The 26,448-nt window shown below is 45.2% G+C and carries 18 protein-coding genes; 15 read left to right on the top strand and 3 right to left on the bottom strand.

Translation table 11 applies throughout. The features are described from left to right. The first annotated feature begins 33 nt into the window (after nt 1-33). Both pheT and queA read left to right on the top strand, forming a co-directional pair. Entirely contained in the window at nt 34-2,451 is a 2,418-nt protein-coding gene (pheT, locus tag HGO97_RS09580) for a phenylalanine--tRNA ligase subunit beta (RefSeq protein ID WP_216241078.1), read from the top strand. 118 nt (nt 2,452-2,569) lie between these two features. Next, entirely contained in the window at nt 2,570-3,598 is a 1,029-nt protein-coding gene (gene queA, locus HGO97_RS09575; protein WP_216241160.1) for a tRNA preQ1(34) S-adenosylmethionine ribosyltransferase-isomerase QueA, read from the top strand. A gap of 144 nt (nt 3,599-3,742) precedes the next feature. Here queA and HGO97_RS09570 read toward each other — a convergent pair whose 3' ends face one another. Both HGO97_RS09570 and HGO97_RS09565 read right to left on the bottom strand, forming a co-directional pair. Continuing rightward, nucleotides 3,743-6,346 carry a response regulator gene (locus HGO97_RS09570; protein ID WP_246597389.1) on the bottom strand — a complete coding sequence of 868 codons (2,604 nt, stop codon included), beginning with the start codon at nt 6,344-6,346 and terminating at the stop codon, nt 3,743-3,745. Nucleotides 6,347-6,380: 34 nt separating this feature from the next. Beyond that, a complete protein-coding gene (locus HGO97_RS09565) occupies nt 6,381-8,072 on the bottom strand; it encodes a HAMP domain-containing methyl-accepting chemotaxis protein (protein ID WP_216241077.1) in 1,692 nt (563 codons plus the stop codon). Between the two features lie 193 nt (nt 8,073-8,265). Here HGO97_RS09565 and HGO97_RS09560 point away from each other — a divergent pair, with 193 nt between their 5' ends. After that, nucleotides 8,266-9,687 carry a GntR family transcriptional regulator gene (locus HGO97_RS09560; protein WP_216241076.1) on the top strand — a complete coding sequence of 474 codons (1,422 nt, stop codon included), beginning with the start codon at nt 8,266-8,268 and terminating at the stop codon, nt 9,685-9,687. A 55-nt stretch (nt 9,688-9,742) separates the two neighbouring features. Here the strand turns inward: HGO97_RS09560 and HGO97_RS09555 are convergent, their stop codons facing one another. After that, nucleotides 9,743-11,368 (bottom strand): DNA/RNA helicase domain-containing protein, encoded by a 1,626-nt coding sequence (locus HGO97_RS09555; RefSeq protein WP_216241075.1) that lies wholly within the window; start codon nt 11,366-11,368, stop codon nt 9,743-9,745. Nucleotides 11,369-11,567: 199 nt separating this feature from the next. Between HGO97_RS09555 and HGO97_RS09550 the strand changes: the two genes are divergently transcribed. The 12 genes from HGO97_RS09550 to cobK all read left to right on the top strand — a co-directional run bounded on the left by HGO97_RS09550 (nt 11,568) and on the right by cobK (nt 26,423). Further along, entirely contained in the window at nt 11,568-11,780 is a 213-nt protein-coding gene (locus tag HGO97_RS09550) for an RNA polymerase sigma factor (RefSeq protein WP_216241074.1), read from the top strand. Nucleotides 11,781-11,903: 123 nt separating this feature from the next. Then, complete coding sequence (locus HGO97_RS09545; protein ID WP_216241073.1) at nt 11,904-12,143, top strand: hypothetical protein; 240 nt, start codon at nt 11,904-11,906, stop codon at nt 12,141-12,143. 14 nt (nt 12,144-12,157) lie between these two features. Next, the gene (locus HGO97_RS09540; protein WP_216241072.1) at nt 12,158-12,334 is read left to right on the top strand and encodes a hypothetical protein; all 177 of its coding nucleotides are present in this window, start codon (nt 12,158-12,160) and stop codon (nt 12,332-12,334) included. Further along, nucleotides 12,267-12,872 carry an ATP-binding cassette domain-containing protein gene (locus HGO97_RS23750; protein WP_330654227.1) on the top strand — a complete coding sequence of 202 codons (606 nt, stop codon included), beginning with the start codon at nt 12,267-12,269 and terminating at the stop codon, nt 12,870-12,872. The genes HGO97_RS09540 and HGO97_RS23750 overlap by 68 nt, the downstream gene beginning before the upstream one ends. Nucleotides 12,873-13,022: 150 nt before the next feature. Next, on the top strand, nt 13,023-14,741 hold the full coding sequence (locus tag HGO97_RS09530) for a two-component system response regulator (RefSeq protein ID WP_216241071.1): 1,719 nt from the start codon (nt 13,023-13,025) through the stop codon (nt 14,739-14,741). Between the two features lie 31 nt (nt 14,742-14,772). Beyond that, complete coding sequence (locus HGO97_RS09525) at nt 14,773-18,357, top strand: response regulator (RefSeq protein ID WP_216241070.1); 3,585 nt, start codon at nt 14,773-14,775, stop codon at nt 18,355-18,357. Between the two features lie 3 nt (nt 18,358-18,360). Further along, nucleotides 18,361-18,726, top strand: a complete 366-nt coding sequence (locus tag HGO97_RS09520; protein WP_216241069.1) for an Hpt domain-containing protein — start codon at nt 18,361-18,363, stop codon at nt 18,724-18,726. Nucleotides 18,727-18,728: 2 nt separating this feature from the next. Beyond that, a complete protein-coding gene (locus tag HGO97_RS09515) occupies nt 18,729-22,634 on the top strand; it encodes a hybrid sensor histidine kinase/response regulator (RefSeq protein ID WP_216241068.1) in 3,906 nt (1,301 codons plus the stop codon). A 1-nt stretch (nt 22,635) separates the two neighbouring features. Further along, entirely contained in the window at nt 22,636-23,793 is a 1,158-nt protein-coding gene (locus HGO97_RS09510) for a glycosyl hydrolase family 18 protein (protein ID WP_216241067.1), read from the top strand. 108 nt (nt 23,794-23,901) lie between these two features. Next, the gene (locus HGO97_RS09505) at nt 23,902-24,408 is read left to right on the top strand and encodes a superoxide dismutase family protein (RefSeq protein WP_216241066.1); all 507 of its coding nucleotides are present in this window, start codon (nt 23,902-23,904) and stop codon (nt 24,406-24,408) included. Between the two features lie 31 nt (nt 24,409-24,439). After that, on the top strand, nt 24,440-25,555 hold the full coding sequence (locus HGO97_RS09500) for a cobalt-precorrin 5A hydrolase (protein WP_216241065.1): 1,116 nt from the start codon (nt 24,440-24,442) through the stop codon (nt 25,553-25,555). A gap of 64 nt (nt 25,556-25,619) precedes the next feature. Continuing rightward, nucleotides 25,620-26,423, top strand: a complete 804-nt coding sequence (cobK, locus tag HGO97_RS09495; protein ID WP_246597387.1) for a precorrin-6A reductase — start codon at nt 25,620-25,622, stop codon at nt 26,421-26,423. The last annotated feature ends 25 nt before the right edge of the window (nt 26,424-26,448 follow it).

Below are 26,448 nucleotides of genomic sequence, written 5' to 3'. Positions count from 1 at the left end.
CAAAGACATAGTAAAGAAAGCGAGGAAATAAGAGTGAATACTTCATTATCATGGATTAAAGCGTATGTCCCGGACCTGGATGTGACAGCGCAGGAGTATACAGACGCAATGACATTGTCCGGTACAAAGGTAGAAGGATTTGAGGAACTGGACGCGGATCTGGAAAATATCGTGATCGGACAGATCGAGAAGATCGATAAGCATCCAGATGCAGATAAGCTTATCATCTGTCAGGTGAATGTGGGCAATATGTCCGTACAGATCGTAACAGGTGCCAGCAATGTACATGAAGGGGACAAGGTTCCGGTCGTACTGGACGGAGGACGCGTTGCAGGCGGGCACGATGGTTCTAAGACTCCAGGCGGAATCAAGATTAAAAAAGGAAAACTGCGCGGTATTGAAAGCTGCGGTATGATGTGCTCCATCGAGGAGCTCGGCTCCACGAAGGATATGTATCCTGATGCACCGGACAACGGAATCTACATTATGCCAACGGACGCAGAAATCGGAGCGAGCGCGATTGAGGCACTGGGCCTGAATGATGTTGTATTTGAGTATGAAGTGACATCCAACCGAGTAGACTGCTACAGTGTGATCGGTATCGCACGTGAGGCAGCAGCGACTTTCCGCAAAGAATTCATCCCTCCTGTTGTAACAGAGACAGGAAATGACGAGGATGTGAATGATTACATCAAGGTTTCCGTAGAGAATACAGACCTTTGCCCGCGTTACTGCGCAAGAGTCGTGAAAAATGTAAAAATCGGGCCATCTCCAGAATGGATGCAGAGAAGACTGGCTTCCGTTGGAATCCGTCCAATCAATAACCTGGTCGATATCACGAACTATGTGATGGAGGAATATGGACAGCCGATGCATGCCTATGACCTGGATACTATTTCAGGACGCCAGATTGTCGTGAAGACTGCACAGGATGGGGATAAATTCACCACATTGGACGGACAGGAAAGAAATCTGGACAGCGACGTGCTGATGATCTGCGACGGTGAGAAGCAGATTGGTATCGCCGGAATCATGGGCGGGGAAAATTCCATGATTACAGACAATGTACAGACCATGCTGTTCGAGGCTGCCTGCTTTGACGGTGTGAATATCCGTAAATCCAGCAAGAGAGTCGGACTTCGTACCGATGCATCCGGTAAATTCGAGAAGGGGCTGGACCCGAACAATGCAAAGGCTGCCATCGACCGTGCCTGCCAGTTAGTAGAAGAACTGGGAGCAGGAGAGGTAGTCGGTGGTACCGTGGATGTCTATGGAAAAGTAAAAGAGCCGGTACGTGTACCATTTGATGCAGATAAGATTAACGCCATGCTGGGAACAGAGATTTCAGAAGCAGAGATGCTTGGATATTTCGAGAAGATCGGTCTGGAATATGACGCCGAGGCAAAAGAGGTGATCGCACCGACTTTCCGTCATGATCTGTTCAGACTCGCTGACTTGGCAGAAGAGGTCGCAAGATTCTATGGATATGACAATATTCCGACTACACTGCCGAATGGAGAGGCGACGACAGGAAAGCTTTCCTTCAAGTTAAGGATTGAGGAAGTTGCAAGAAATATTGCAGAATTTTGTGGATTCAGCCAGGGAATGACCTATTCCTTCGAGAGCCCGAAGGTATTCGATAAATTACTTTTGCCAGAGGATTCTCCTCTTCGTCAGACCGTCAATATCATGAATCCGCTGGGTGAGGACTACAGCATCATGAGAACGACCTCACTGAACGGAATGCTGACCTCACTGGCAACGAACTACAACCGCAGGAATAAAGATGTGCGTCTCTACGAATTAGGCAATATCTACCTACCAAAGTCACTTCCTTTGACAGAGCTGCCGGAAGAACGCATGCAGTTTACATTAGGAATGTACGGTAAAGGCGATTTCTTCAGTATGAAGGGTGTAGTCGAGGAATTCTTCGAGAAGATTGGTATGGACAAGAAAGAGACTTATGATCCAAATGCAGGAAAACCGTACCTGCATCCGGGCCGTCAGGCGAATATCGTATATGATGGAAAAATAATCGGATATCTCGGAGAGATTCATCCAGAAGTAGCAGATAATTACGGAATCGGTGACCGTGCTTATGTGGCAGTAATCGATATGCCGGAGATCATGGAGTACGCTACATTTGACAGAAAGTACTCTGGAATTGCAAAATATCCTGCAGTGACACGTGATATCAGTATGGTAGTGCCGAAGGAAGTCCTCGTAGGTGAGATCGAAAATGTGATCCAGAAGAAGGGCGGCGCTTACCTGGAAAGCTATGGACTGTTCGATCTCTATGAAGGAGAACAGATTAAGGCAGGCTTCAAGTCTGTTGCATATTCTATCGTATTCCGTGCAAAAGACAAGACTCTGGAAGAGGCTGACGTATCAGCAGCTATGAAGAAGATCTTAAAAGCACTCGAAGAGATGGGAATCGAACTGAGACAATAAGAAATCAGTGAAAATATAGAAATAAATTTACCTTATGGAGTAAATTGAACATTCAGGGAGCAGTGGGAACGTTTCAGCGTGCCGCTGCTCCTAAATGAGTAGAAAGAAGGAAATCAAGTTGAAAACAAGTGATTTTTATTATGATCTGCCGCAGGAGCTGATTGCGCAGGATCCTCTTGAGGATCGCTCCAGCTCCCGCCTGCTTGTACTGGATAAAGAGACAGGGGAGATCAAGCATCAGATGTTCCGCGATATTATCCAATACTTAAAGCCAGGTGACTGTATGGTCATCAATGATACAAAAGTGATCCCGGCCCGTCTGATCGGTTCCAAGATGGGTACGGATGCGAAGATCGAAGTCCTGCTGCTCAAACGGAAAGAAAATGATGTCTGGGAGACGCTTGTGAAGCCGGGGAAAAAGGCGAAGCCGGGCACCAGAATCAGCTTTGGAGACGGACTTTTAGTCGGAGAGGTCATTGATGTGGTGGAGGAAGGAAACCGCCTGATTCACTTTGAATACGAAGGAATCTTCGAGGAAATCCTGGATCAGTTGGGACAGATGCCGCTGCCTCCTTACATTACCCACCAGTTAAAGGACCGGGATAGATATAACACGGTATATGCGGCCCACGAAGGTTCTGCGGCGGCACCGACGGCGGGGCTGCACTTTACCCCGGAACTGCTTAAGGAAATCGAGGCAAAGGGCATTAACATTGCACGTATCACCCTGCATGTCGGGCTTGGGACATTCCGTCCGGTTAAGGTGGATGATGTGGCAGAGCACCATATGCATTCTGAATTCTATCAGATTGACGAGGAAGCGGCAGAGAAGATCAACCGTGCAAAAGACAATGGAGGACGCGTGATCTGTGTCGGAACGACAAGCTGCCGCACCATCGAGTCGGCGGCGGATGAGACCGGGCACTTAAAAGCGTGCAGCGGATGGACAGAAATCTTCATTTATCCAGGATATCAGTTCAAAATCCTGGACTGCCTCATCACCAACTTCCATCTGCCGGAATCTACACTGATCATGCTCGTGTCCGCGCTGGCAGGTAGAGAGCATGTACTCCATGCTTATGAAGAAGCGGTGAAGGAGAAATATAGATTCTTCAGTTTTGGAGATGCCATGTTTATCGGTAAATAGATTTTGCAAAGGTTATGAATCTGATATCATATTTATAAAAAAATCAGGGAAAAGAAAAGCGGCAGATGAACCAATCAGGTTCGACTGCCGTTTTTCTTGCATGTTTTAGATGTATCCTGCGAAAATCCTGAATAATTGCGTGGGCTACCCATTAAAAACCGTTTCAATTGTCTGATATAACTGTTGAATGTCAACCGGTTTGGCTATATGGCCGTTCATTCCGGCTTCATATGCCTTTACGGCATCCTCATGAAATGCATTGGCAGTCATGGCAATGATGGGGATAGTCTTTGACTTGGGGTGATTGCATCTTCGAATAGATGCAGCGGCCTGGTATCCGTCCATAACAGGCATCTGTACATCCATCAGGATGAGATCTAGATCATTCCCGTCAGTCATAAAATGGTCCACGGCCTCCTCTCCATTGCAGGCACAAGCAACATCCACTTCCATCATTTTCAACATTTCTATGGCAATCTCGCGGTTCAGAAGGTTGTCTTCCACGAGCAGTGCACGGCATCCTGGCAGCCGCATATTTTCAATCGGCTGCTTCTGTGAATAGCCTTCTTTTTCTATTTCTATACCGTTAAGAGAGAGCAGCATGTTGTAAAGAGTGGAGGAAAAAATCGGTTTTGACAGGAACGCATCGGCTCCCGCTTCGCGGGCACTTTTTTCAATGCCGCTCCAATCATAGGCAGTGATAATGATAATTGTGGTATCTGGTCCTACTTGTTGTCTGACCCTGCGCGTCACTTCTATACCATCCATATCGGGCATTTTCCAGTCAATGAGACATACATCATAATCTTCTCCGGTTTTATGTGCGGATATGACCTCCTCCACACATTCAGTACCACTTAAGACCCATTTGGAAGAAATACCCAGATTTTTCAGTGTCAGGGAAGTATGCAGACAACTGTCGCGGTCATCATCTGCAATGAGGACGCTCAACATTTCGAGAGTATGGGAGCATTGATGAATTTGTTTCCCATCCGCCGGGGTATCAAAGTCTAATTCTACTGTAAAAGTACTTCCTTGATTTGGTTTGCTTTCGACAACTATAGTACCTCCCATTAAAGTAATCAGATTTTTCGTGATGGACATTCCCAGTCCCGTACCGTTTCTTGTCTGGCTTATGAACCTGTTTTCTTGTTCAAAGGGTTGAAAGAGGTGTTCCATGAAGGCAGGGGTCATACCAATTCCAGTATCTTTTATTGTAAACCGCAGACGTATACGATGGTCTTTTTTTTGAAGCTGACGAATCTCCAGAGATACTCTGCCACCTTCTGGAGTGAATTTTACGGCATTAGATAGAAGGTTGATCAATATCTGATTGAGACGTAGAGAATCTCCTATTAAATCTGTATCGGTAATATCCACCAGAGGCATATCAAATGTAATGTTCTTGTCCTCTGCCTGCTGATAGATGATCGATGTAATATACTGGGCTACATATTCCAGATTAAAAGCTTCCCTCGAAACAGTCATTTTGCCTTCTTCAATCTTGGACATGTCAAGAACGTCATTGATCAGGGACATCAAATACTTGGATGAATAGCTGATTTTTTTCAGGCAGCTTTCCACACGTTTGCGGTCGTCTATATATGCGGCGGCAATCGTTGTCATGCCAATGATAGCATTCATCGGAGTACGAATCTCATGGCTCATTTTCGAAAGGAAATTCTGCTTGGCTGAATTGGCATTCTGAGCATTTATAAGGGCATCTTCTAATGTCTGTTTGATGCGCATATCTTCCGTCTGATCTGATATCGACAGAATGCAGCGAGTTACTTTACCATGGACCACACGCGGAGATATCTGGAGACGTATCCATCGGGGACCACAGGAAGGGAAGTGCATCTTTAGATTCAGGCTTTTTTCTCCATCCAGTCCCATTTGCTGTATAAAGTTGTCAAAACGTTCCAGATCGTTATCTGTAATCCTGTCACGCAGGACAGACAAGTCCTGTGTAAATTCATTTTCTTTGATCTCAAGCACTCTCTCAGAGTTTGAACTTATGAACTCCAAAGAATTCTGTTCTTGATTCAGAATCAGGAATACCACGTCTACATTTGCAGAAAGAATATGAAACAACTGTTCGCGGTATCGGATTTCCTGGATATTTTTCTGCTCTCTCCAGAAAGCCAATAGAAAATAGGAGGGCAGGAATATAGTAAGCAGCACTGAAGCCAGGGTAGCCTTTGCAGCCATCTCTTTAGACTCCTTTTCCAGGTTCTGTACTTTCTTATCGGCAAAGGTAATAATTGTTTCTAATGCATCGCTGACAGCGTCATATCTGGGATATAAGTTTTCTTCTATATAGCGGACTATCGATTCTTCGTTCAGTGTAAGAATGAAAGACAGAGCCTCATTCTGTGTTTTCTCCAGATCGTTCATTGCTTTGAGCAGCAGGTCAATATCTGCTTTGGGCCCTAAATATTGCTTGGCAATCACATCAATAGAAGCATACTGCATCTGATATCTCTCATTGAGGATCTGCTGTAGTTCTTCTTCATTCTTGGAGGACTGGGTAAATATATTCGTGATGAAGAAGCGCATATCCAGAAGGCGGGACCGGGTAGCTCTAGATTCATTCGAGACGGTGTATGGATGTTCATAGATGATGGATGCCATACTTTGCAGACGATATGTAGTAATGATACTTGAGACTGACAGAAATATTGCCAGAGTACATACCACAATCAGACCGATACCCGTAATACCAGGCCACTTTTTTTGGGTTTTCATTAGTTCATTCTCCCTTCCTTTAGAGCGCTTTCATTTATAGAGACCTGGCTTTTCCCAGACGGAAATAACTGGTTAATTTACTTAATAGCTGCGCCTGGCAGGATAACTCCTGACTGGCGGCTGCGATTTCTTCTGCTGTTGAAGAGTTGGACGAAACGACGTCTGTAATCTGTTTGATTTCCCCAAAAATCTGCTGGACAGATAATTCCTGTTTTACTGAGGCATCTGTTATAGACTGGAGGGCTTCGGTGATGGATGATACCTCAGTTACAACTTTTTGCAGTGAACGTGCAGTAAGCCCTGCAATTTGGTCGCCTTGATTTATGATATCTAGAGACTTTCTAATCAGGATATTTGTACTTTTGGATGCGTCTGATACTTGGTTTGCCAGGAGGCGAATTTCATTCGCTACAACGGAAAAGCCAGTTTCGCGTTCCCCGGCGTGAGCAGCCTCCACACTTGCATTTAAAGAGAGTATATTTGTCTGGAAAGCAATATCTTCGATGGTCTTAATAATCTGTTCAATCGATTTTGAACTGTCGCGGATTTCCTGCATGGCTGTCAACATTTCCTGCATTTTATGGCGGCTGTCTTCTGCATCCATCCGAACGGCCAGGGCCTGTTCATTCACTGCTTTTGCATTCCTGACATTATTCGCAGCCTCACTTGAGATATCATGAATTGCGTCAGACAACGCATCAATAGAGGCAGCCTGTTCGGTGGCTCCCTGCGCCTGGAGCTGCGCACCAGATGCGACCTGCTCAGAGCCGACGGCGACCTGCTTGGCAGACTGACTGATCTGCAGTAAAGTATCCTTAAGGTTATTGATAATTCTTTCTATAGATTTCAGGACAAAATTAAGTTCTCCTACGTAGCTGTCCCCTGCCTGGCTGACTATGGTGAAGTTACCTTTTGCCATTTCATCCAGAAGATAGGTTTCGTCTTCGATAACTGTAGAAAGGATATCAATCATATTTCTCATATCATCAGCGAGCTTTCCCATCTCATCTCCAGATTCATAGGTAATTTGGGTATTCGAAAACTGCCCGTTTGCGATATTCAGAGCAGCCTGCTCCAGCTCTTTGATTCCTGTTGAGATTCCTCTGGAAATGTATATACAAAAACAGATGCTAAAGAACAAGCTGATGCAGCCTAAGACTGACAGTATTACAATGGCATATACCTGTTGTTCTTTCAATTCATCTATCAATTGCAGCCCTTTGCTGTTTCCGCTTTTGATCAACTGATCCAAATACTCTTGAGCTTCCTGAATCACTTTGATATTGTTGTGTTCCATATAATCGGCGGCTTCTTCATTTTTGTTCTCACCTGCAAGTGCCAGGACGTGTTCCCTCATAGGAGTGAGCCGGTCCAGACAATCTTCGAGTTGCTCCACGATTTGAGGATCACCCAAGAAATGTTGTTTGACAACAGGCAGCTCTTCCTGAATGATTTTGGCTGAGTCAAGGGCATTGGCTTTTGCCTCATTTACGATATCCTCGTCTGTATTTACAATGGTACGGTAGGTCGCTTTCTGCATTCTTTCAAAATTGGAATGAATCCTGTTGGCATATTCGTTCACGATAAATGGCCCATCATAAAAAGTCTTCATCTTAGAATTCAAATCTGCCAAATTTACAATACTGGCGCCAAAACCAATACACATCAGGGCTAAAATTATGGCATATGAAACCAGTAATTTTTTACCTATGCGGAATCTTTTCATTGTTCTCCTCCATTGTTTTTTGTGCTTTTTTTTCAACATTTCCGGGCTTTTTTACAACTCTGCTCACATTATGATTGTAGTTTATCATAGTCGATGAATATAATCAATTTATTTATTTTTACCATTGGGGACGTGCTGAAAACAATGGCATATATATACTGTTTATGCTAAAATGGAACGAGGAGGTAGTGAAATGGAGTTTAAAAGTGACTTATCTCAGATTATCTATGATTATTATGTTACCAGGATTCTTTTTGGTTATTATAAATTTGGTGATACCCTTCCGACTATTTCAAAGATCAGTGAATATTTCCAGCTTTCTGTCCCAACCGTCAGGACGGCTCTTGCTCAGCTTGAAAAGGACAGATATATATGTAACATGGCGCCCAAAGCAGCTAAAGTGGTCTATAAAGCGTCTCAGGATGCACTTTTACAGAATATTTCTGAATATCTTCAGGCACGCAAAGATGGAATCCAAGATATCAAGCAAATGAACCATTGGCTTTTACGGCCTTTGTTAGAGGCAGGGATCAGACAATGGGATGATGTCGCATGGGAGACATGCTGGATGGAAATCAAGAGCAATAATTTTGATGAGCTGTCCTTTGCCATACGGTTATATGTGGCGGCTCTGTCCTCACTGGAGAATGATCTGATTCTTAATTTTTTCTGGGAAGTAAACCGTTATACACGTGTTCCCTATCTGCACAGTGAACGTGAGATTCTGAAAGAAATTAACAGAAATGAAATAATGGAAGAAATGATTCAGAAAATAGATTTGCTTCCAAAAGATGAGATTGCAGCATACCTGAGTGACGAATTAGGGCTGGCATATCAGCATGCGAATACCTATCTGGTTCTGACAACACAGACAGAGAAACAGGAAGCTTCTAAGGAGGTTGTGCAGATTCCCTTTGCATGGAAGTTCTATCATAAGCGTTCACAAATCCGCTATTCGCTGGGAGCGCATATTATACAGGAGATTTTAAGCGGACATTATCCTGTGGGGAGTTACCTTCCATCTCTTCCCCAGATGGCAAAATATTATCAGGTATCTTTAATTACTATACGACGCACTCTTGTCTTCCTGGCTGATTTCGGCGTGGTGAAGTCTTATCAGGGAAAGGGAACACAGGTCTGCCTTGGACAGGGTGAAATGAACCTGTCCCATGAGAATGTTCATACTGCTCTCAAATATTTCTTAGAGAGCCTTCAGTTTCTTGCCCTCACTATCCGGTCTGTTTCCAGGTTTACATTTGAAGAAATGAGGGATGAGACATTTGATGAACTTTATCAGATGCTGAAGCAGATTCATGAAGCAGAAAGGGATCATAAACTCATAGATGTTTTTCTGACATTCATTATAGAACACTGTACATCCGCCTCAATCGGACACTGTTATCATAAGCTTGGAAAATGCCTGGCAGTCGGTTTCCCCTTCTCTCTTCAACAATGGACGGCAGAAGATTATCAACGGATGTATACGGTTATGGTGTCCAGAGTCATGAAAAGTATAGAATGCCGTGATATAGACGGATTGGTTGAACAATGGGGGCGTTTTTTTGAAGAACAAGAGCAGTATTATAGAAGCTTGATTGCTAAAATAAATCAGTAGCTTGTGTTCCTACTGAGAAGTCTTAAAAAGTAAAGCGGGATTCCCGCTTTACTTTTTAAAAGGTTGGGATATACTTCTGTAAATAGTTCCTCAAATTTAAATCACAGACATAGACATAAGTTCCCAGGATACCTCTGGTGAGCAAACTGCCATATGTGTTCAGAATAAATCTTTTCAGTTCTTCTTCTGTGGTGGAAGTCTTTAACTTGTTGTCAAAAAAGTTTGATTTATCTATTTTTATTGTATTATCATCCAAATCATAATAGAGTTCAGGTCCGATTACCACTGCTGTATAATTGAGATCCAATCCTGAAAGGGTATAAATACTTCCCATTTCCTGATTTGATGATGGGTTGCGTAACCAGCCCTCTGTCTGTTGATTCCACCAGATTTCTTTTCCTTCTATTTGAATATCGGGGACTTCGGGCGTATGTTTTGATTTCCATTCCCAGGCATACCCGCTGCTCATCCTGCTAAGGCCAGTGTCTTTTTCCTTTTCTTCTAATTTTTGGAGCATCTTATCAAAGGAGTGGAACAGTTGGAATTCATAGTTGTCAAACTGTATGGGCTCAGGATTTTTCTCATATAGAATATTGTATATATAAGGAACATAGCGCTCACCAGCTCTGATGCGCATTTGTTCCCTCAATGCGACAGGTCTGAAACCGCGGTTTCGTGCATAAAGACGTTCCATAAAGCTTTCCTTTGGAATGTCGGAAGGAGCAGTAAACTGCTTTTCATCGTAAAAAAGAATCTGGCATGTGGAATTCATTAAAATCCAGTCCAATTCATCGCTATCTTCATCTATTCCTAAACGATCATTGATTTTCTTCATTTGGGAGGTGTAGAATCTTCCTGCATTTTTGGGGCGCCTTAACCGCTGGGCTTCATCGCAGATAATGATATCGTAGTGTTCCTTTGCAACGGCGCTTGGGGTGATGACATCTTTTTTTCGCAGCCTGGGAACGCTCTTGAATAATTCCTGAATTTCAGCCCGGGTGTTGGAGACAGCATAAACGAGACCAATTTTGAGATGCTGATAATTCTCAAGAGTTCTTAATTTATAGAACAATGAGGTAGCCACCACTGTTTTTCCTGTTCCTGCATCTCCTGAAATCAGAATCGGACGGGGCAGAAATCCATCCCTGTGTGGCTGCATTTCTCCAGAATCAATCGTATGTAAAATACTTGTCAATGCCTCATGCTGTAATGCTGTTAGTTCTATATGGGGGGAAAACTTATAGCTGCTTAAATTCAAGACTGTTTGGAAGTCTTTATGCATGACAAGACCCTTCTTTTCTAAAGCGAGCCATAGCTGGTCAAAGCAGAGTTCAAATTCATTTTTACGGTAATAATGCTGCCATTCATCGCGCTTGGCATTGAGGATTTTGAATTTTCCATCCCCGCTCATGAGTCGTCGAAGCAAGGTCTCGTAATGCTTTGCAGGAGTCTCTTCAAAAGTCTGTCCTGTGATGATATGGATGCGTGAAAAGGAGTATGCTGAACATAGATCATTGATGTGCTTATGTTCTTTACTGCGTTCAAGAGGTCTTTTGGTTTCACCGATATATGCGTAATCTCCATTCTCTAATATATAAAGGCAATGATAATCAAACGGGAGCTGCCAGGTCTGTTCATCCTGTTTGGAATACTCAAAGGTTGTAATTTCTACTCTAGCCATATTAAATCTCTCCTATTATTTTTACAAAGTATATCAAATTTACCTGTGATGCTCAAGAATTTTGATGGATACTATTGTTTTATTTCAGAATCAGTGTAACTTTTATTTTATAGTTTCGACTAATAAATAGAAAGAGATAGAAAGTAAGCCTTAATTTACAGCGCGCTGTAAACCTGCCCGCAAAAGAAAGGAGTCTATTATGACCCGGGAAGATTTAGAACACATGACGGATAACCAGCTTATGGATCTGGTCCGAGAGGAAAATTTAAAAGCCGCTTATGATGTGCTGGTGCTTCGGTATTATCAGGATGCTGTCCGGTTCTGCATGAAGATGATCCATCAAAAGCAGGCAGCCCTAGATATCGTGCAGGACAGTTTTGTGATATCTATATTCAGAGAGAACGCGTCCTAAAGTCCTGTACGTTTCGGACCTATCTTTTTTCGGTCGTGAAACATAAGACAGTGGATGAATTGAGAAGAGATGCCAGACACAGGACAGAAGAACTGGAGGTGTCTGCTTTAGAGATGCGGGAGCATGAAGCAGAGTGAACAGAAGTTTTTAGAAGAAATGTGGAAAAAGGCTGAAAGAAAAGAAGAGAATCTAAGACTGGCGGAAGAACTGAGCCGTATTCCAAAGAAGGCGGGGGGTGAATCCTTTATGTGGGATATATTCTGTGGAATCGGAGTGCGTCAGATGTTTGCAGGGATGGCAGATATTCTGTTTGTGTCCTTGGGATTGAGAAGGGCAGAAGAATCGGCTGGGGAGCCGCGGTAAGTGCAAGCTGGATCGTGGGAAATCTTCTGCTTCAAGGAACTGTATCAGAGTGGTATATGCATATGCTGGAGAGAGTTCCAACGCTATTGTTGGCTGCGGCAGGAATTATGGCCGCGGTGATCTATATCCGTCATCTGTCTGTTCTGTGCGGTCAGACATTCAGAAAGGAGTATACAAAGGCTGCAAATTAATCATGTAACGAAAAAATATCAGAATTTTACTGCTTTAAAAGATATCAATTTGGAATTAAATTATGGAATATATGGCCTTCTGGCACCCAACGGGGCAGGGAAGACCACATTGATGAAGATGCTGGCGACACTTTTATATCCTACAGAGGGAATGATTCTGTGGGAGGGCAGGGAAATCCAGAAATTGGATGACAAATACAGGGAAAAGCTGGGATTTCTGCTCCAGGACTTCGGGTATTACAGGGATTATACAACGGAGCGGTACCTACGTTATATCGGTATCCTGAAAGGAATCGGAAGGGAACAACTGAAAATGGAATCTAATTTCCAACAGAAGGAAATATTTGAGAGATTCTCACAAAGCAGGGCTTGTTGTGATAAAGGTTTAGAATCTCAAGTGCATCCCATAAAGGGAAAAAAGAGCGAAAATGATGGAAAAGAGTGCGGAGCTGATGTATCCGCATTCTTTTTTCCATGCTTTTGGGCAAAAGAGTTTTCCAGAAAAGGGGAAATGATTGCCTTTTCAAAGGTACTATGATAGAATTATAAGGTATAAATAGGATACTTAAATGGGGAAGAATGCCTCCAGAATCATATCAGATCGAACAAGAGTGATTCAATCAGCATTTGCAATCGGACATTTATAGATAAAATAAATATAATTATCAAAGATAGAGGGGTGAAATTCATGTTTTCACGGAAAAAAATCTTGGTAGTGGAAGATAATCCATTGAACCGAGGCTTGTTATGTCAGATACTGGCTTCCGATTATGATGTATTGGAAGCAGAGAATGGACAGGAGGCTCTGGACATTCTAAAGCAGTATAAAGAAGGGATTTCTCTTATTCTCTTGGACATTGTAATGCCGGTCATGGATGGTTATACCTTTCTATCTATCATGAAAGCGGATCCTGCTTATTCTTCTATTCCCGTTATTGTTACAACTCAAAATGACGGAGAATCCGATGAAGTGGCTGCGCTGTCACACGGGGCATCTGATTTTGTGGCGAAGCCCTATAGGCCTCAGATCATACTTCATCGTGTTGCCAGCATCATCAATCTCCGTGAGACCGCTGCAATGGTCAACCTGATTCAGTATGACAGGCTGACAGGAGTATATAGCAAGGAATTTTTCTACCAGCAGGTCAAGGATATCCTGTTGCGTAATCCAGATAAGCAGTACGATATCATCTGTTCGGATATCGAGAATTTTAAGCTGATCAACGATGTGTTCGGTGTACCTACAGGTGACCGCCTGCTCAAAGGGGTCGCTGAGATGTACAAGCAGCGGGTAGACGGCCGGGGAATCTGCGGAAGGATGACCTCGGATAAGTTTGCGTGTCTGTTAGAACGGCGTTTTGATTATACGGATGAGATTTTTAAAGAAGCCAATGAGCAGGTCAATGGGGTCTTAGAGGTACGCAACATTGTCATGAAGTGGGGCGTTTATTACATAGAAGACCGGACACTGTCTGTAGAGCAGATGTGTGACCGGGCGCTTCTTGCTGCCCGCAGCATCAAAGGACAGTACGGTAAGTATTTTGCGCCCTATGATGATACTCTGCGTAACAGACTTTTGAAGGAACAGGCGATTACGGACATCATGGAATCTGCGCTGGCGAAGGAGCAGTTCCAGATCTATCTTCAGCCAAAGTATCGGATCGAAGATGAAAAGCTGGTCGGTGCGGAGGCCTTGGTGAGATGGATTCACCCGGAATGGGGATTCCAGTCACCGGCAGAATTTATTCCATTATTTGAAAAGAATGGGTTTATCACCAAGCTGGACCAGTACGTGTGGGACAAGACATGCGCTGCCATCAGAGAATGGGAAGATGAAGGTCTTGCGCCGATTTCTGTCTCAGTCAATGTATCGCGTGCAGACATCTATAATGCGGACCTGGCAGATATCCTGATCAGGATCGTACAAAAACACAATCTTTCACCGACGCATCTTCATCTGGAGATTACAGAAAGTGCTTATACGGAGAATCCGACACAGATTATCGATACCGTGAGAAAGCTCAGGGATCTTGGCTTTATCATCGAGATGGATGATTTCGGAAGCGGTTATTCTTCTTTAAATATGCTCAATGAGATGCCGATCGACATCTTGAAGCTGGACATGAAGTTTATTCAGAGTGAGACTGCAAAACAGAACTCCCGGGGGATACTGCAGTTCATTATCGCTTTGGCCCGATGGTTGCATTTAAGTGTTGTGGCGGAAGGCGTTGAGACACAGGAGCAGTTCGACCGTCTCAAGGAGATTGGCTGTGACTATGTACAGGGATATTATTTTGCGAAGCCTATGCCATGTCACGAATTTAAGAAGCTTCTTGCTAAAGAAGGGGATGCGGGCGAGAACTCTGTTATGGATGCCATGAAGTATACAGCGAAGGCGGCCGAATAGTCAGGTTTTTACGGGACAGAGAGGAAATGGTATGGAGATACGAAGTGAGGTACGCCAGGCTGTCATGTCATTCTGTGATGCATGGTTCAGGGAACGTAATTTAGAGAAGATACTGCCATTTCTGGCAGAGAATATTAATTTTGTGGGGACAGGACTCAAAGAAATTGCCAACGGCAAAGAAGAGATGACAGAATATCTGCGGAAGGATATCCAGGAGAGTCCAGGACCTTTTCAGATGGAGATGCAGATTCTGCATGAGCAGCTATTGACGGAGGGAATTCATACGACAGCAGTGGAGATAGCGCTGATCAATACGTTATATACCTGGCATTTGCGTTTTTTCTTCATATTAAGGCCTGAGAATGGGCGGTGGGTAGTCCAGAACCTGCATATTGCGGAGCCGGGGAGTAGTCAGAAGGGGGAAGAGCATTATCCTCAGACTCTGGTCATTGAGAATGTGATTAGACAGCGCCAGGAGTTCTTGAATGAGTCTTTAGCAGGCGGTATGATGGGCGGTTACATGGAGCCGGGGTTCCCATTTTATTTTATTAACAAGAGAATGCTTCAGTATCTGGGGTATGAGAGCGAAGAAGAGTTTATCGCAGCGATTCAGGGGAAAATCATGAACTGTATCCATCCAGATGAACGGCAGAAGGTGGAGGAGCAGGTACGTTACCAACTTGGAAGAGATGGCGAGTTTGTTGTAGAATACCGGATGGAGAAAAGGGACGGTTCTTATATCTGGGTACACGATGTCGGACGTATGGCACAGGATGAGACGGGCCGGCCGGCAGTCACTTCAGTGTGTATTGATATTACAGAGCAGAAACGAGCACAGGACGAGGTGATGCGCATCTACAATAATGTGCCGGGTGCAGTGTTCCGCTGCCGTTTTGATGAAGCTTTCTCTGTGATAGAGGCAAATGACGGATTGTTCGAGTTTCTGGGCTACACAAGGGAAGAGTTTAAAGACAAGGGAAATTGTCTGTCTGCGGTTGTGTACCCGGATGATCTGCCGGGGCTGGCAGAAAAGTTGAATGTCCAGTTGAAAAGTGGGAATACGGTGCAGGACGAGAGAAGGCTGGTCTGCAAGGATGGGTCCGTGAGATGGATCTCCATCAAGGCACAGCTTTTTACAGAAGCAGATGAGGAACGCTATTTTTATTGTGTATTTGTGGATATCACCGATGCCAAGCATGGACAGGAATATATGAAGGAGCTCTACGAAAAGGAGCTGACCTATTTTGCAGAGCTGTCTTCGGCGGAAGGGAGTATTCAGGGGCGTCTGAATGTGACACAGGACAGGATGGAGAGTTATCTGACTTCCTCTGAGTTCGCAGTTGCTGCGGTCGGCACGTCCTATCAGGAGACCATCGAGAATCTGGCAAGATCGGCGGTGGAAGAGGCGGATGGTGAAAGGGTATTAAGCGAGCTGAAGCGGGAAAAGGTGCTGGCTGATTATGGCATGGGAAAGTCAGATTATCATTTTGAATTCCTGAGGAAGAAAAATGGGAACGGTGTATTTTGGGCAAGTACGAGCCTGCGCTGTTACCAGAATCCTGAGACAGGAGATGTGATCAGCTTTTTCTACACCTTTGATATCACAGAACAGAAGATTCAGGAACAGCTTTTGAGTAAGATTACGGAGCTGGATTATGATATTATCGCAGAAGTAGATATGATAAGTGATACACACCGATTGATTTCCTACGATAAAGATGAGAATACGATTCCTCCCCAAGGAAAATTCCAGGAGGATATCCGGCTGTTCGCTGATCAGTTCATAGAGGTGCATGCAAGAGCGGCATATCTTAAGAAGCTGTCCTATGAATACATCCATCATCAACTGGAATTAGAGGAGTCTTTCAGTTTTATCACAGAAATAAAAGACCGGCATGGAATACCGCGGGTGAAGCGGTTCCAGGTTTTCTATATCAGTAAAGAATTGGAGAAGATCTGCCTTGCCCAGATAGATGTGACGGATGTGGTGCGTCAGGAACAGAAGCAGAAGGAAGAACTCGCAGCCGCATTGGTAGCAGCAGAGCAGGCTAATGCAGCGAAATCAGATTTTCTTTCCCGGATGAGCCATGAGATTCGTACTCCGATGAACGCAATCATCGGGATGAGCACGATCGCAGCACAGTCCATCGGTGATGATGAGCAGGTGGCAGACTGTATTTCGAAGATAGGAATTTCCTCGCGGTTTTTGTTGTCTCTGATCAATGACATTCTGGATATGAGCAGGATCGAGAGTGGAAAGATGCTTTTAAAGAGTGAAAAGATTCCTACTGAGGAATTTTTAAATGGAATCAATTCCATCTGTTATGCCCAGGCAGCCAGCAGAGGGGTCGATTACGAGTGTATTGTGGATCCGATATTGGATGATTATTATATCGGTGATGCGATGAAGCTTCAGCAGGTCTTGATCAATATATTAAGTAATGCAATCAAGTTCACGGAGGAAGGTGGAAAGGTTACGTTTTCAGCTTCCCAGCGCAGAAGGACGAAGAATGATGCAGTACTTCGGTTCATTGTCAATGATACCGGTGTCGGGATGAGTGAGGAATTCCTCCCGCATATCTTTGAACCATTTTCCCAGGAGTCAACAGGGACCACAGCTCTATACGGGGGCACTGGATTGGGACTTGCGATTTCTAAGAATATCGTGGATATGATGGATGGGAAGATTACGGTCCGTTCCATCAAAGGAATCGGTACTGAATTTACGATCGATGTAAAGCTTGGAATCACCGAGGAAGAGAAGCAGCGCCACACCCAGAAGAAACAACAGTACAATTTCTCACATCTAAAGACTCTGGTCGTGGATGATGATGTAGCAGTCTGTGAGAGTGCTGTCGTGACCTTGGAAGAGATGGGAATCAAGGCAGAGTGGGTGGATAGCGGGCGCAAGGCAGTGGACAGAGTACAGTTGCTTTACAATGAAGGAAAATATTTTGACATGATCCTCATAGACTGGAAGATGCCGGGGATGGATGGAATCGAGACTGCACGCCGGATACGAAGCATCGTCGGACCGGATGTGACCATCATTATTATGACGGCCTATGATTGGATTTCCATTGAACATGAGGCGAAAATGGCGGGCGTGAATCTGCTGATGAGCAAGCCGATGTTCAAGTCTTCCCTGATTTCTGCATTTTCGAGGGCATTGGGAAAGAAAGAAGAGGAAAAGCAGCAGACAGAAGTGATTGAATACGATTTCACGGGAAAACGTGTACTGTTAGTAGAAGACAATATGATTAATACTGAGGTTGCGGTCATGCTGCTTAAGAACAGGAACTTTGAGGTGGATACGGCAGAAAACGGCCTTAGAGCAATGGAACTGTTCGGTAAATCAGAAGAGGGCTATTATGATGCGATCCTGATGGATATCAGAATGCCGATCATGGACGGTCTGTCAGCGGCAGCGAACATTCGACATCTGAGCAACAAGGATGCCGAGTCCGTACCGATCATAGCGATGACGGCCAACGCTTTTGATGACGATATCGAAAAGAGCAAGGCGGCAGGCATGAATGCACATTTGGCGAAGCCGATCGAGCCAAACCGTCTTTATCAGATTTTATATGATTTTATTTATGGAAAGGAGGTCTGAGTAATGTCACAGTTTCGTACTATTTTTGAAGCCTATGGGGGAGACTACCAGGCTACTATGGCAAGGTTCGTGAACAAGGAAGATATGTATCTGAAGTTTTTAGACATGCTTTTCCAAGACGATAATATGCAGAAATTAGGAGAAGCCCTTGAGGCGGGGAATATGAAAAGTGCATTTGAAGCAGCACATACGCTGAAGGGAGTCGTTGGAAATATGGGATTGGCCCCACTATTTACTTCTGTTTGTACAATTTTGGAGCCGCTTAGAGCTGGAGAAGAGCGCAGTGATTATCAGGAAATGTATGAAGTAATCAAAGATGAATTCCAGAAGGCGGATGATTTGAGGGTACAGCTCAAAAAGGGGGAATAAGCATGATACAGAAGGATTCTCTCATCCAGGGAGAGATGCAGGATATCATCAATGCAATCCCCGGCGGTGTTGCCATTTATAAGGCTACGGATAAGTTTGAAACCGTATATTTCTCGGACGGGATACCGGAAATGACCGGATTTACAGTGGAGGAATATAGAGAGCTGATGGATACAGATGCGTCGGAAAGAATCTTTTGGGAAGACCAGGACATGGTCAGGAATACAGCAGGCAAGGTCATTCAGACACATGAACCTGTTGAGATTGAATTCCGCAAGCAGCACAGGGATGGTCATATTGTGTGGGTGCGTATGCGGATCAAATGGATCGGAGAAGAGGATGGATATCCGCTTCTGCACTGTGTTTTCCATAATATTACGGATTTAAAGGAGATACAGCTTGAAAAGGATCATCTGATCAATTCTATTCCGGGCGGGATTGCCAGTTATAGGGTGGAGGGAGAGAGGTTCATCCCGGTCTTTTTCTCCGATGGTGTGATGGCACTTTCTGGTCATACGCGGAAAGAATACGAAGAGATGGTCAGAGAAGATGCTCTGAATATTATATATGAACCGGACCGGGAACGGGTCCTTGAGGCTGCAAAATCAGCTGTCATAAGCGGAGAGGTCCTGGATGTCTCTTACCGCATGTACCATAAGAATGGCAGCTTGATCTGGATACATTTGAATGGCCGCAGGATGGGGCCGTTGGCGGAGTCCACCAGGTTTTATGCAGTATTTACAGGAATGTCATCAGAGACACGGCTGTTCCAGAGTATTGTGAACGAGACCGTGGATGGAATTTATATTATTGGAAAACAAAATTATGACCTGCTTTATGTGAACATGCCGCAAGAGAATGAAGACAGAAAGTCCGTCAGTGTAGGACAAAAATGTTATAAGGCTTTATATGGAAAAGACCGACCTTGTGAATTCTGTACGCTGAGGACTCACAAAGCGGATGGGAAGAACCATGAGATGGCAGTGGACGGAACAGACCGTTATTACAGCACTCGTTTCCGTGAGACAGACTGGAACGGGATTCCTGCTTATCTTAAATATGTGAAGGACATTACAGAGGAGGTCAGGAACCGGAAGGAAAAAGAGCGTTTAGAACAGTATTTCCAGACAGTCTTAAAGAATCTGCCCGGAGGGGTAGCTGTTATGCGCTATCAGGTAGATGGAAGCATGACCCCGGAATTTTTATCAGAGGGCTTTATGGCGATGACTCAGATGAGTCAGGAGGAGGCCTGGGCGCTGTACAGAGAGGACGCTATGGCAGGAGTTCATCCGGCGGATAAGGATGCCCTGAAAGCAAAGATACAGGCCTATATTCAAGAGGGCGGCAGTAAATGTGAAGCAATCTACCGGCTAAAGAGCGGGCCGGATAATTATCTCTGGGTAAAGAGCACTTTTACTTTGATTCAGAACGAAGGCGGAGACGGACGTTTTTATGCAGTTTACCATGATATGACAAAAGAGCGGGAGGAGCAGGAACGAATTAGACAGCAGTATAAGGATCTGATTCTGCAGCATTACCGAACTCCTGATCCCAATGCTCTGATCATTGGCCACTGTAATATTACACAGAACCGGATTCTGGAGATTATTGATCACACGGATTCTAAGCTTTTGGAGACCTTTGGATATGTGAGGGAAGAGTTTTTTACAGGGGTATCGACCTTGGTCGTGGAAGATAAGGAACGCAAAAAATTCTTGGACATGTATTTGAATGAGCCTACACTCGCGGCTTTTCGAAGGAATGATACGGAACAGATCTTAAGGTGCTTCATTAAGGTCCCGAAGGAAAAGAAGGGCAGGTATGTCCAGTTCACGGTCAATCTTGTGGAGACGCCGGATACCGGAGATATTACAGGTATCCTGACCGTAACAGATATTACCGAGCAGACGATTTCGGACCGTATCCTGCATCAGCTTTCTGTAACAAGCTATGATTTTGTCCTCGACTTAAATATTGAGGAGGATACCTATACGATCCTGGCCCGCAATAAAGCGGCTGACTGTGTTCCACAGGAGCATGGAATCCATTCTGAACGGATGGAGTATATGGCCAGCCATATGGTGGTACCGAAGGACCGTGAGGAATACAGGAATGCACTAAAGCTTGAGAATATTTACCAGCGCCTAAAAACAGAGGGAGCATACACCTTCTCATTCAGTCTGTTCAATGAAAATGGAGACATCCGCACAAAAACGATGACTGTATCTGCTGTCGACCTCAGATTGGGAAGAGTCTGCCTGATTCGCACGGATGTGACGGCTTCTGTGCGGGAGCAGCAGGGAATGTTGAACATGCTGGCATATACCTTTGAGCTGGCAGGATTTATTGATGTCAACAGCAGGATGCTGACCATGTATACAAGGGAGACGGTCCTGGAAAATCTTCCGCCGTATATATTGGAGGACTATGACAAGTCAGCAGCGAGGTTTGCATCGGATTACGGAACGGAAAGTGGAAGAGAAGAGGCCGAGGAGCAGTTCCGGTTGGAGACGATGCTCAGGAGGCTGGAAGAAAAGCCGTCCGGGTATGATTTTGTATTCCCTTATTATTCTGAGAATGGATACCGATACAAACAGATCAATGTGCTCTGGGGCGATGCGAACCACACGACAGTCTGCCTTGTGAGGGCTGATGTAACAGATATGCTGACGGCCGAACGCGAAGCGAAGACCGCTTTGGAGAAGGCGCTTGCCCTTGCCGAGGAGGCCAATCAGGCAAAGAGTGAATTCTTGTCTGCAATGAGCCATGATATCCGTACTCCGATGAATGCCATCATGGGAATGACGGCATTAGCATTCGCACATATTGAGGATCAAGAGCGGGTAGAGGACTGCCTTAAAAAGATATCGATTTCCTCTAAGCATCTGTTAAGCCTGATCAACGATGTTCTGGATATGAGCAAGATCGAGCGCGCCTCCATTACGCTGGGCAGGATGAAGATTACGATGACGGAGCTTTTGAATCAGCTAACGGCAATCATGGCACCTCAGGCCAAAACACAGGGAATCGAGTTCGAGGTCAAAAGCGAAGGGGTCATTCATAAACAGTTTTACGGGGATTCCCTGCGTATCAACCAGATTCTTTTGAATATCTTAAGCAACGCGGTCAAGTTCACTCCAGAAGGAGGTAAGGTCAGCTTTCTTGCCGAGGAGGTGTCTGTGGATCAGGAGCAAAAGAGGGTAAGATACCGGTTCACGGTACGGGATACTGGAATCGGAATGTCAGAAGAATTTTTAAAGCATCTGTTCGAACCCTTTACCCGAAGCCGCAGTGCAGCAAAGGTGGAAGGGACTGGATTGGGGCTGAGTATTACAAAGGGACTCGTGGACCTGATGGGAGGAACGATTTCTGTAGAAAGCCAGGTACATCATGGGACTACTTTTCAGGTAGAACTAAACTGTGACTACCTGGATGATGTAGAGGCGGGAATGCCCGTTGAGGAGGAACTTTTATTAGGTCTGGAGACAGATAAGATATTTAAAGGGCGGCATTTTCTGATTGCAGAGGATAACGAGATCAATGCGGAAATCCTGGTAGAGCTGCTTGCCATGCATGGCGCCCAATCTACGGTCAAATGTGATGGAGTACAGACGGTAAAGGCCTATCGGGATGCAGAACCTGGAACATATGATGCAATTCTTATGGATATCCAGATGCCCGAGATGAATGGATATGAGGCAACGCGTGTGATTCGCCAGACATGTCGTGATGATGCGGCAGGAATTCCGATCATTGCGATGACGGCGAATGCATTTGCCGAGGATATTCAGGCGGCCAGGGAGGCCGGAATGACTGCCCACATCGCTAAACCGGTAGATGTGGATGTGCTCAAAGTTACTCTTGCGAGAGTATTGAGTGAAAAGAAGCAGGATTGTTTTATGTCATAAAATGAAAATCACCCTCATATGCTATTGCATAGGGGGTGATTTTATCATATATGTTGTAAAAAGCGGGGATTCCTTGTTCTCCATTTCAGACCAGACCGGAGTTCCTATGTGGAAGATTACATATGACAATCAGTTGATGAATCAGGATCAGCTCGCTGTCGGGCAGGCACTGCTCATTATACCGCCTGGGGAATCCGGGAGTATCAGAGGGGATATGTATGTCACAGGATATGCATATCCCTTTGTTGAGCCATATATACTGGAGCAGGCCTTTCCGGCAATCAATGAACTGCTCATTTTTTCTTATGGCTTCACGTTCGAAGGGGAATTGGTGCCGCCTCTTTTGGATGATACGTGGATGATAGAGACCGCGTATGAGGAGGGGGTGGAACCGATACTGGTACTGACGCCATTTTCAGAGGGGACCTTTAATAATGAACTGGTGAAGGTGCTTTCAGAGAATCAGGACGTCCAGGATCGATTGATCATGAATCTGCTGGAAACAGTGGAACAGAAGGGTTTTGCGGGGGTAGATGTGGATTTTGAGTACATCCTGCCGGAAGACCGGGTGGGATATGCCGAGTTCGTGGGAAGACTGCGAAGACGGATGAACGCGCAGGGGTATCAGGTCTCCGTCGCACTGGCACCGAAGACTTCAGCGGACCAGCCGGGACTGTTGTATGAAGGGATGGATTATGCTCTCCTGGGGGAAAATGCGGATCATGTGTTTTTAATGACTTATGAATGGGGGTATACTTATGGTCCGCCTATGGCGGTGGCACCGCTGAATAAAGTCCGCGAGGTGGTGGAATATGCTCTGACAGAAATTCCAAGGGAAAAGATATTGATGGGAATTCCAAATTATGGATATGATTGGACGCTGCCATACGAGAGAGGAATCACAAAAGCAAGACTGATCGGCAATGTGGAGGCGGTACGGATCGCCGTGGAAAATGGAGCAGCGATTCAGTTTGATGAAATATCGATGAGTCCTCATTTTACTTATGTGAGGGATGGAATCTTTCATGAGGTCTGGTTCGAGGATGTCAGGAGTATTGAGGCAAAGCTGAATATGGCGAAGGAATTTGAGCTTATGGGGGTGGGATACTGGAATTTGATGCGGCCCTTCCGTGCAAATTGGCTGCTGCTTGAGAAATAAGAGTAGTTCGTTCGGAGTCTCAGATTCGGGATTTTATGAACGTTATTGCATGATACACGAACATCTTCTATGTCTTTGGCATATACTGTGCAGAAGGAGGATGATGTTATGGTAGAAAAATTAAACGGAATGCCGGAGGCGTATGCAGAGATAGCAGGTTCAGCAGAGTATCCGGAAATACATGGTATTGTATATTTTTTTGAGGTGTATGGAGGAACCATCGTGATGGCAGAAATCTACGGACTGCCGGATGAGGAAAAGCAGGATATCGGAAAATTCTTTGCATTCCATATTCATGAGGGAGGAAGCTGCATGGGTGACGGCGCAGAGGCATTTCCAAATACAGGAATGCACTTTAACCCGATGCGTACCTCCCACCCGGAGCACGCAGGAGACCTTCCCCCTCTTCTTTCGACTCACGGTGCAGCATGGAATGCAGTCTATACTGGACGCTTCTATCCTGAAGAGGTGGTGGGCAAGACCGTGATCATCCATAGCCAGCCGGATGATTTTAGGACTCAGCCATCCGGGGACAGCGGAGAGAAAATCGCCTGTGGAGAGATTCGGGAATGGCAGGTGCAGCCGGAGGAAATGGAAGCCAGCCCCCTGTCTTGACTTTCATGGAAATATTACTTACAATACAGCCATGAAGAAGAAAATAGGAATTACCATCATTAGTTTTACAGAGTCAGGCAGCCTCGTCAATGCTGCCTTAAAGAAAAGGTTTCAAAAAGAAGGTATCCCCTGTGAGGGCTACAGTACACAACGTTTTGCTGAGAAATCCCCCGGGCTTGAGCCATTGCCTAAAAACATCCGGGAATGGATCGGGGAATTCTGGGGGAAAAGGGGCTTCATTTTTATTGGAGCATCGGGAATCGCGGTCAGGTATATTGCACCATGGGTCAGGGATAAGTTCACGGATTCTCCCGTTGTCGTTATGGATGAGAAGGAGCAGTTTGTGATTCCGCTTTTGTCAGGACATGCGGGAGGAGCCGTAGAGCTTGCAAGACAATTGGCAGCCTGGACGGGTGCAGTGCCAGTGATCACCACGGCCACGGATGTGCAGGAGAAGTTCGCAGTCGATGTATTTGCCGGAAAGAATGGGATGTGCATTACGGACAGAGGTCTGGCCAAGGCGATTTCAGCGGCCGTTCTGGAGGGGAAAAAAATAGGATTTTACAGCAGTCTGCCAATCTCAGGAAAGATGCCGGAAGAGTTAGAACAGTGCCAGGATATCAAAGAACTCAAGAAATACTCCTATGGAATCGCTGTTACACTTCGGGATGCACCTGCGACCGGGCCGGTCCATGGTACTCCTTTGACCAGGACACCATGTCAGGAGATTCCGGGCATTCTTAGACTGTACGCAGAGCCGGGAATCGTGGTTGGGCTTGGATGCCGCAGAGGAACCAAAAGGGAGCAGTTAGAGAGTGGACTGGCATTGGTGCTTGAACAGAACCATATTCATACAAGACAGATCGAGGCCTTTGCAAGTATTGAATTAAAGAAGGATGAGGAGGGCATTCTCGCACTTGCAGAAGCATATGAAGTCCCGTTCTATGTATTTTCGGCAGAAGAGCTCAAGACCATAGAAACAGTCAGCAGCCATTCTGCATTTGTGGAACAGACGACGGGGGTAGACAATGTCTGTGAAAGGGCGGCTGTATTTGCCTGTCAGGAAGGGGCACTGATACAGCCCAAAATATGTGCAGACGGCTGTACATATGCTTTGGTTGCGCGAAGGAGAAGCCTGTCCTTTTAAGAAATTTAGAAATCATCTGATGACAGCATCCTTCCAACGAAACTACAGAAAAGAGGAAAAGAGAATGCAGAATCGACGCGACATGGTAAATGATGCGGCCATAAGGATTCTATTATTTGCAGGTACCACAGAAGGCAGGGAGTTAGTCCGGGCTTTAAAAGAGCTTCCGGTGTATGTTTATGTAAGCACTGCAACTGAATATGGAAAAGAATGTGCGGAGTCAGGAGCAAATATCCAGACAGGAGCCGGGCGAATGGATTCTGCGGCAATGATTCACTTTATCGGAGAGCATCACATTAATCTGGTAGTGGATGCTACTCATCCTTTTGCCAGGGCAGTCACAGAGAATATCATAAGTGCCTGCAAAGACTGTGGTGTGGAATATATCCGTTGTCTTAGAGAAGCGCAGGCGTTAGATGCAGGAGAGTATGGACATGTCATTTGGGTAGGCTCCGTAAGAGAAGCCGTCGAGTACCTCAAAGGGACACAGGGAAAAGTACTTATTGCGACAGGAAGCAAGGAGTTAAGGCTTTACACGGAGCTTGCAAATTATCAGGAAAGATGTTGTGCGAGAGTCCTTTCCACAAAGGAAGCCGTGGAAGAGAGTACTGCTCTGGGATTTAAGGGGCCTGGCCTGATTGCAATGCAGGGGCCCTTTAGCAAAGAGATGAATATCGCAATGCTGAATTATTCCGGCGCAAAGTATTTTGTGACGAAGGAATCAGGAAAGGCCGGTGGTTTTGCAGAAAAGGCAGAGGCGGCGAGGGAGACAGGGGCCAGTTTGATCGTGATTACAAGACCAGAGGAAAAAGGAATCAGCCCGCAGGAAACCCTGGGGCTGATTCAAGAAAAGGCGGCAGCCTTGTAAGACTGGTGTCCACAGTGGGGATGGC

Origin of the sequence: Faecalicatena faecalis (genome assembly GCF_012524165.2) — a bacterium.
Taxonomy (GTDB): Bacteria; Bacillota; Clostridia; order Lachnospirales; family Lachnospiraceae; genus Faecalicatena_A; species Faecalicatena_A faecalis.
This window is presented reverse-complemented; position numbering and strand designations above follow the sequence as displayed.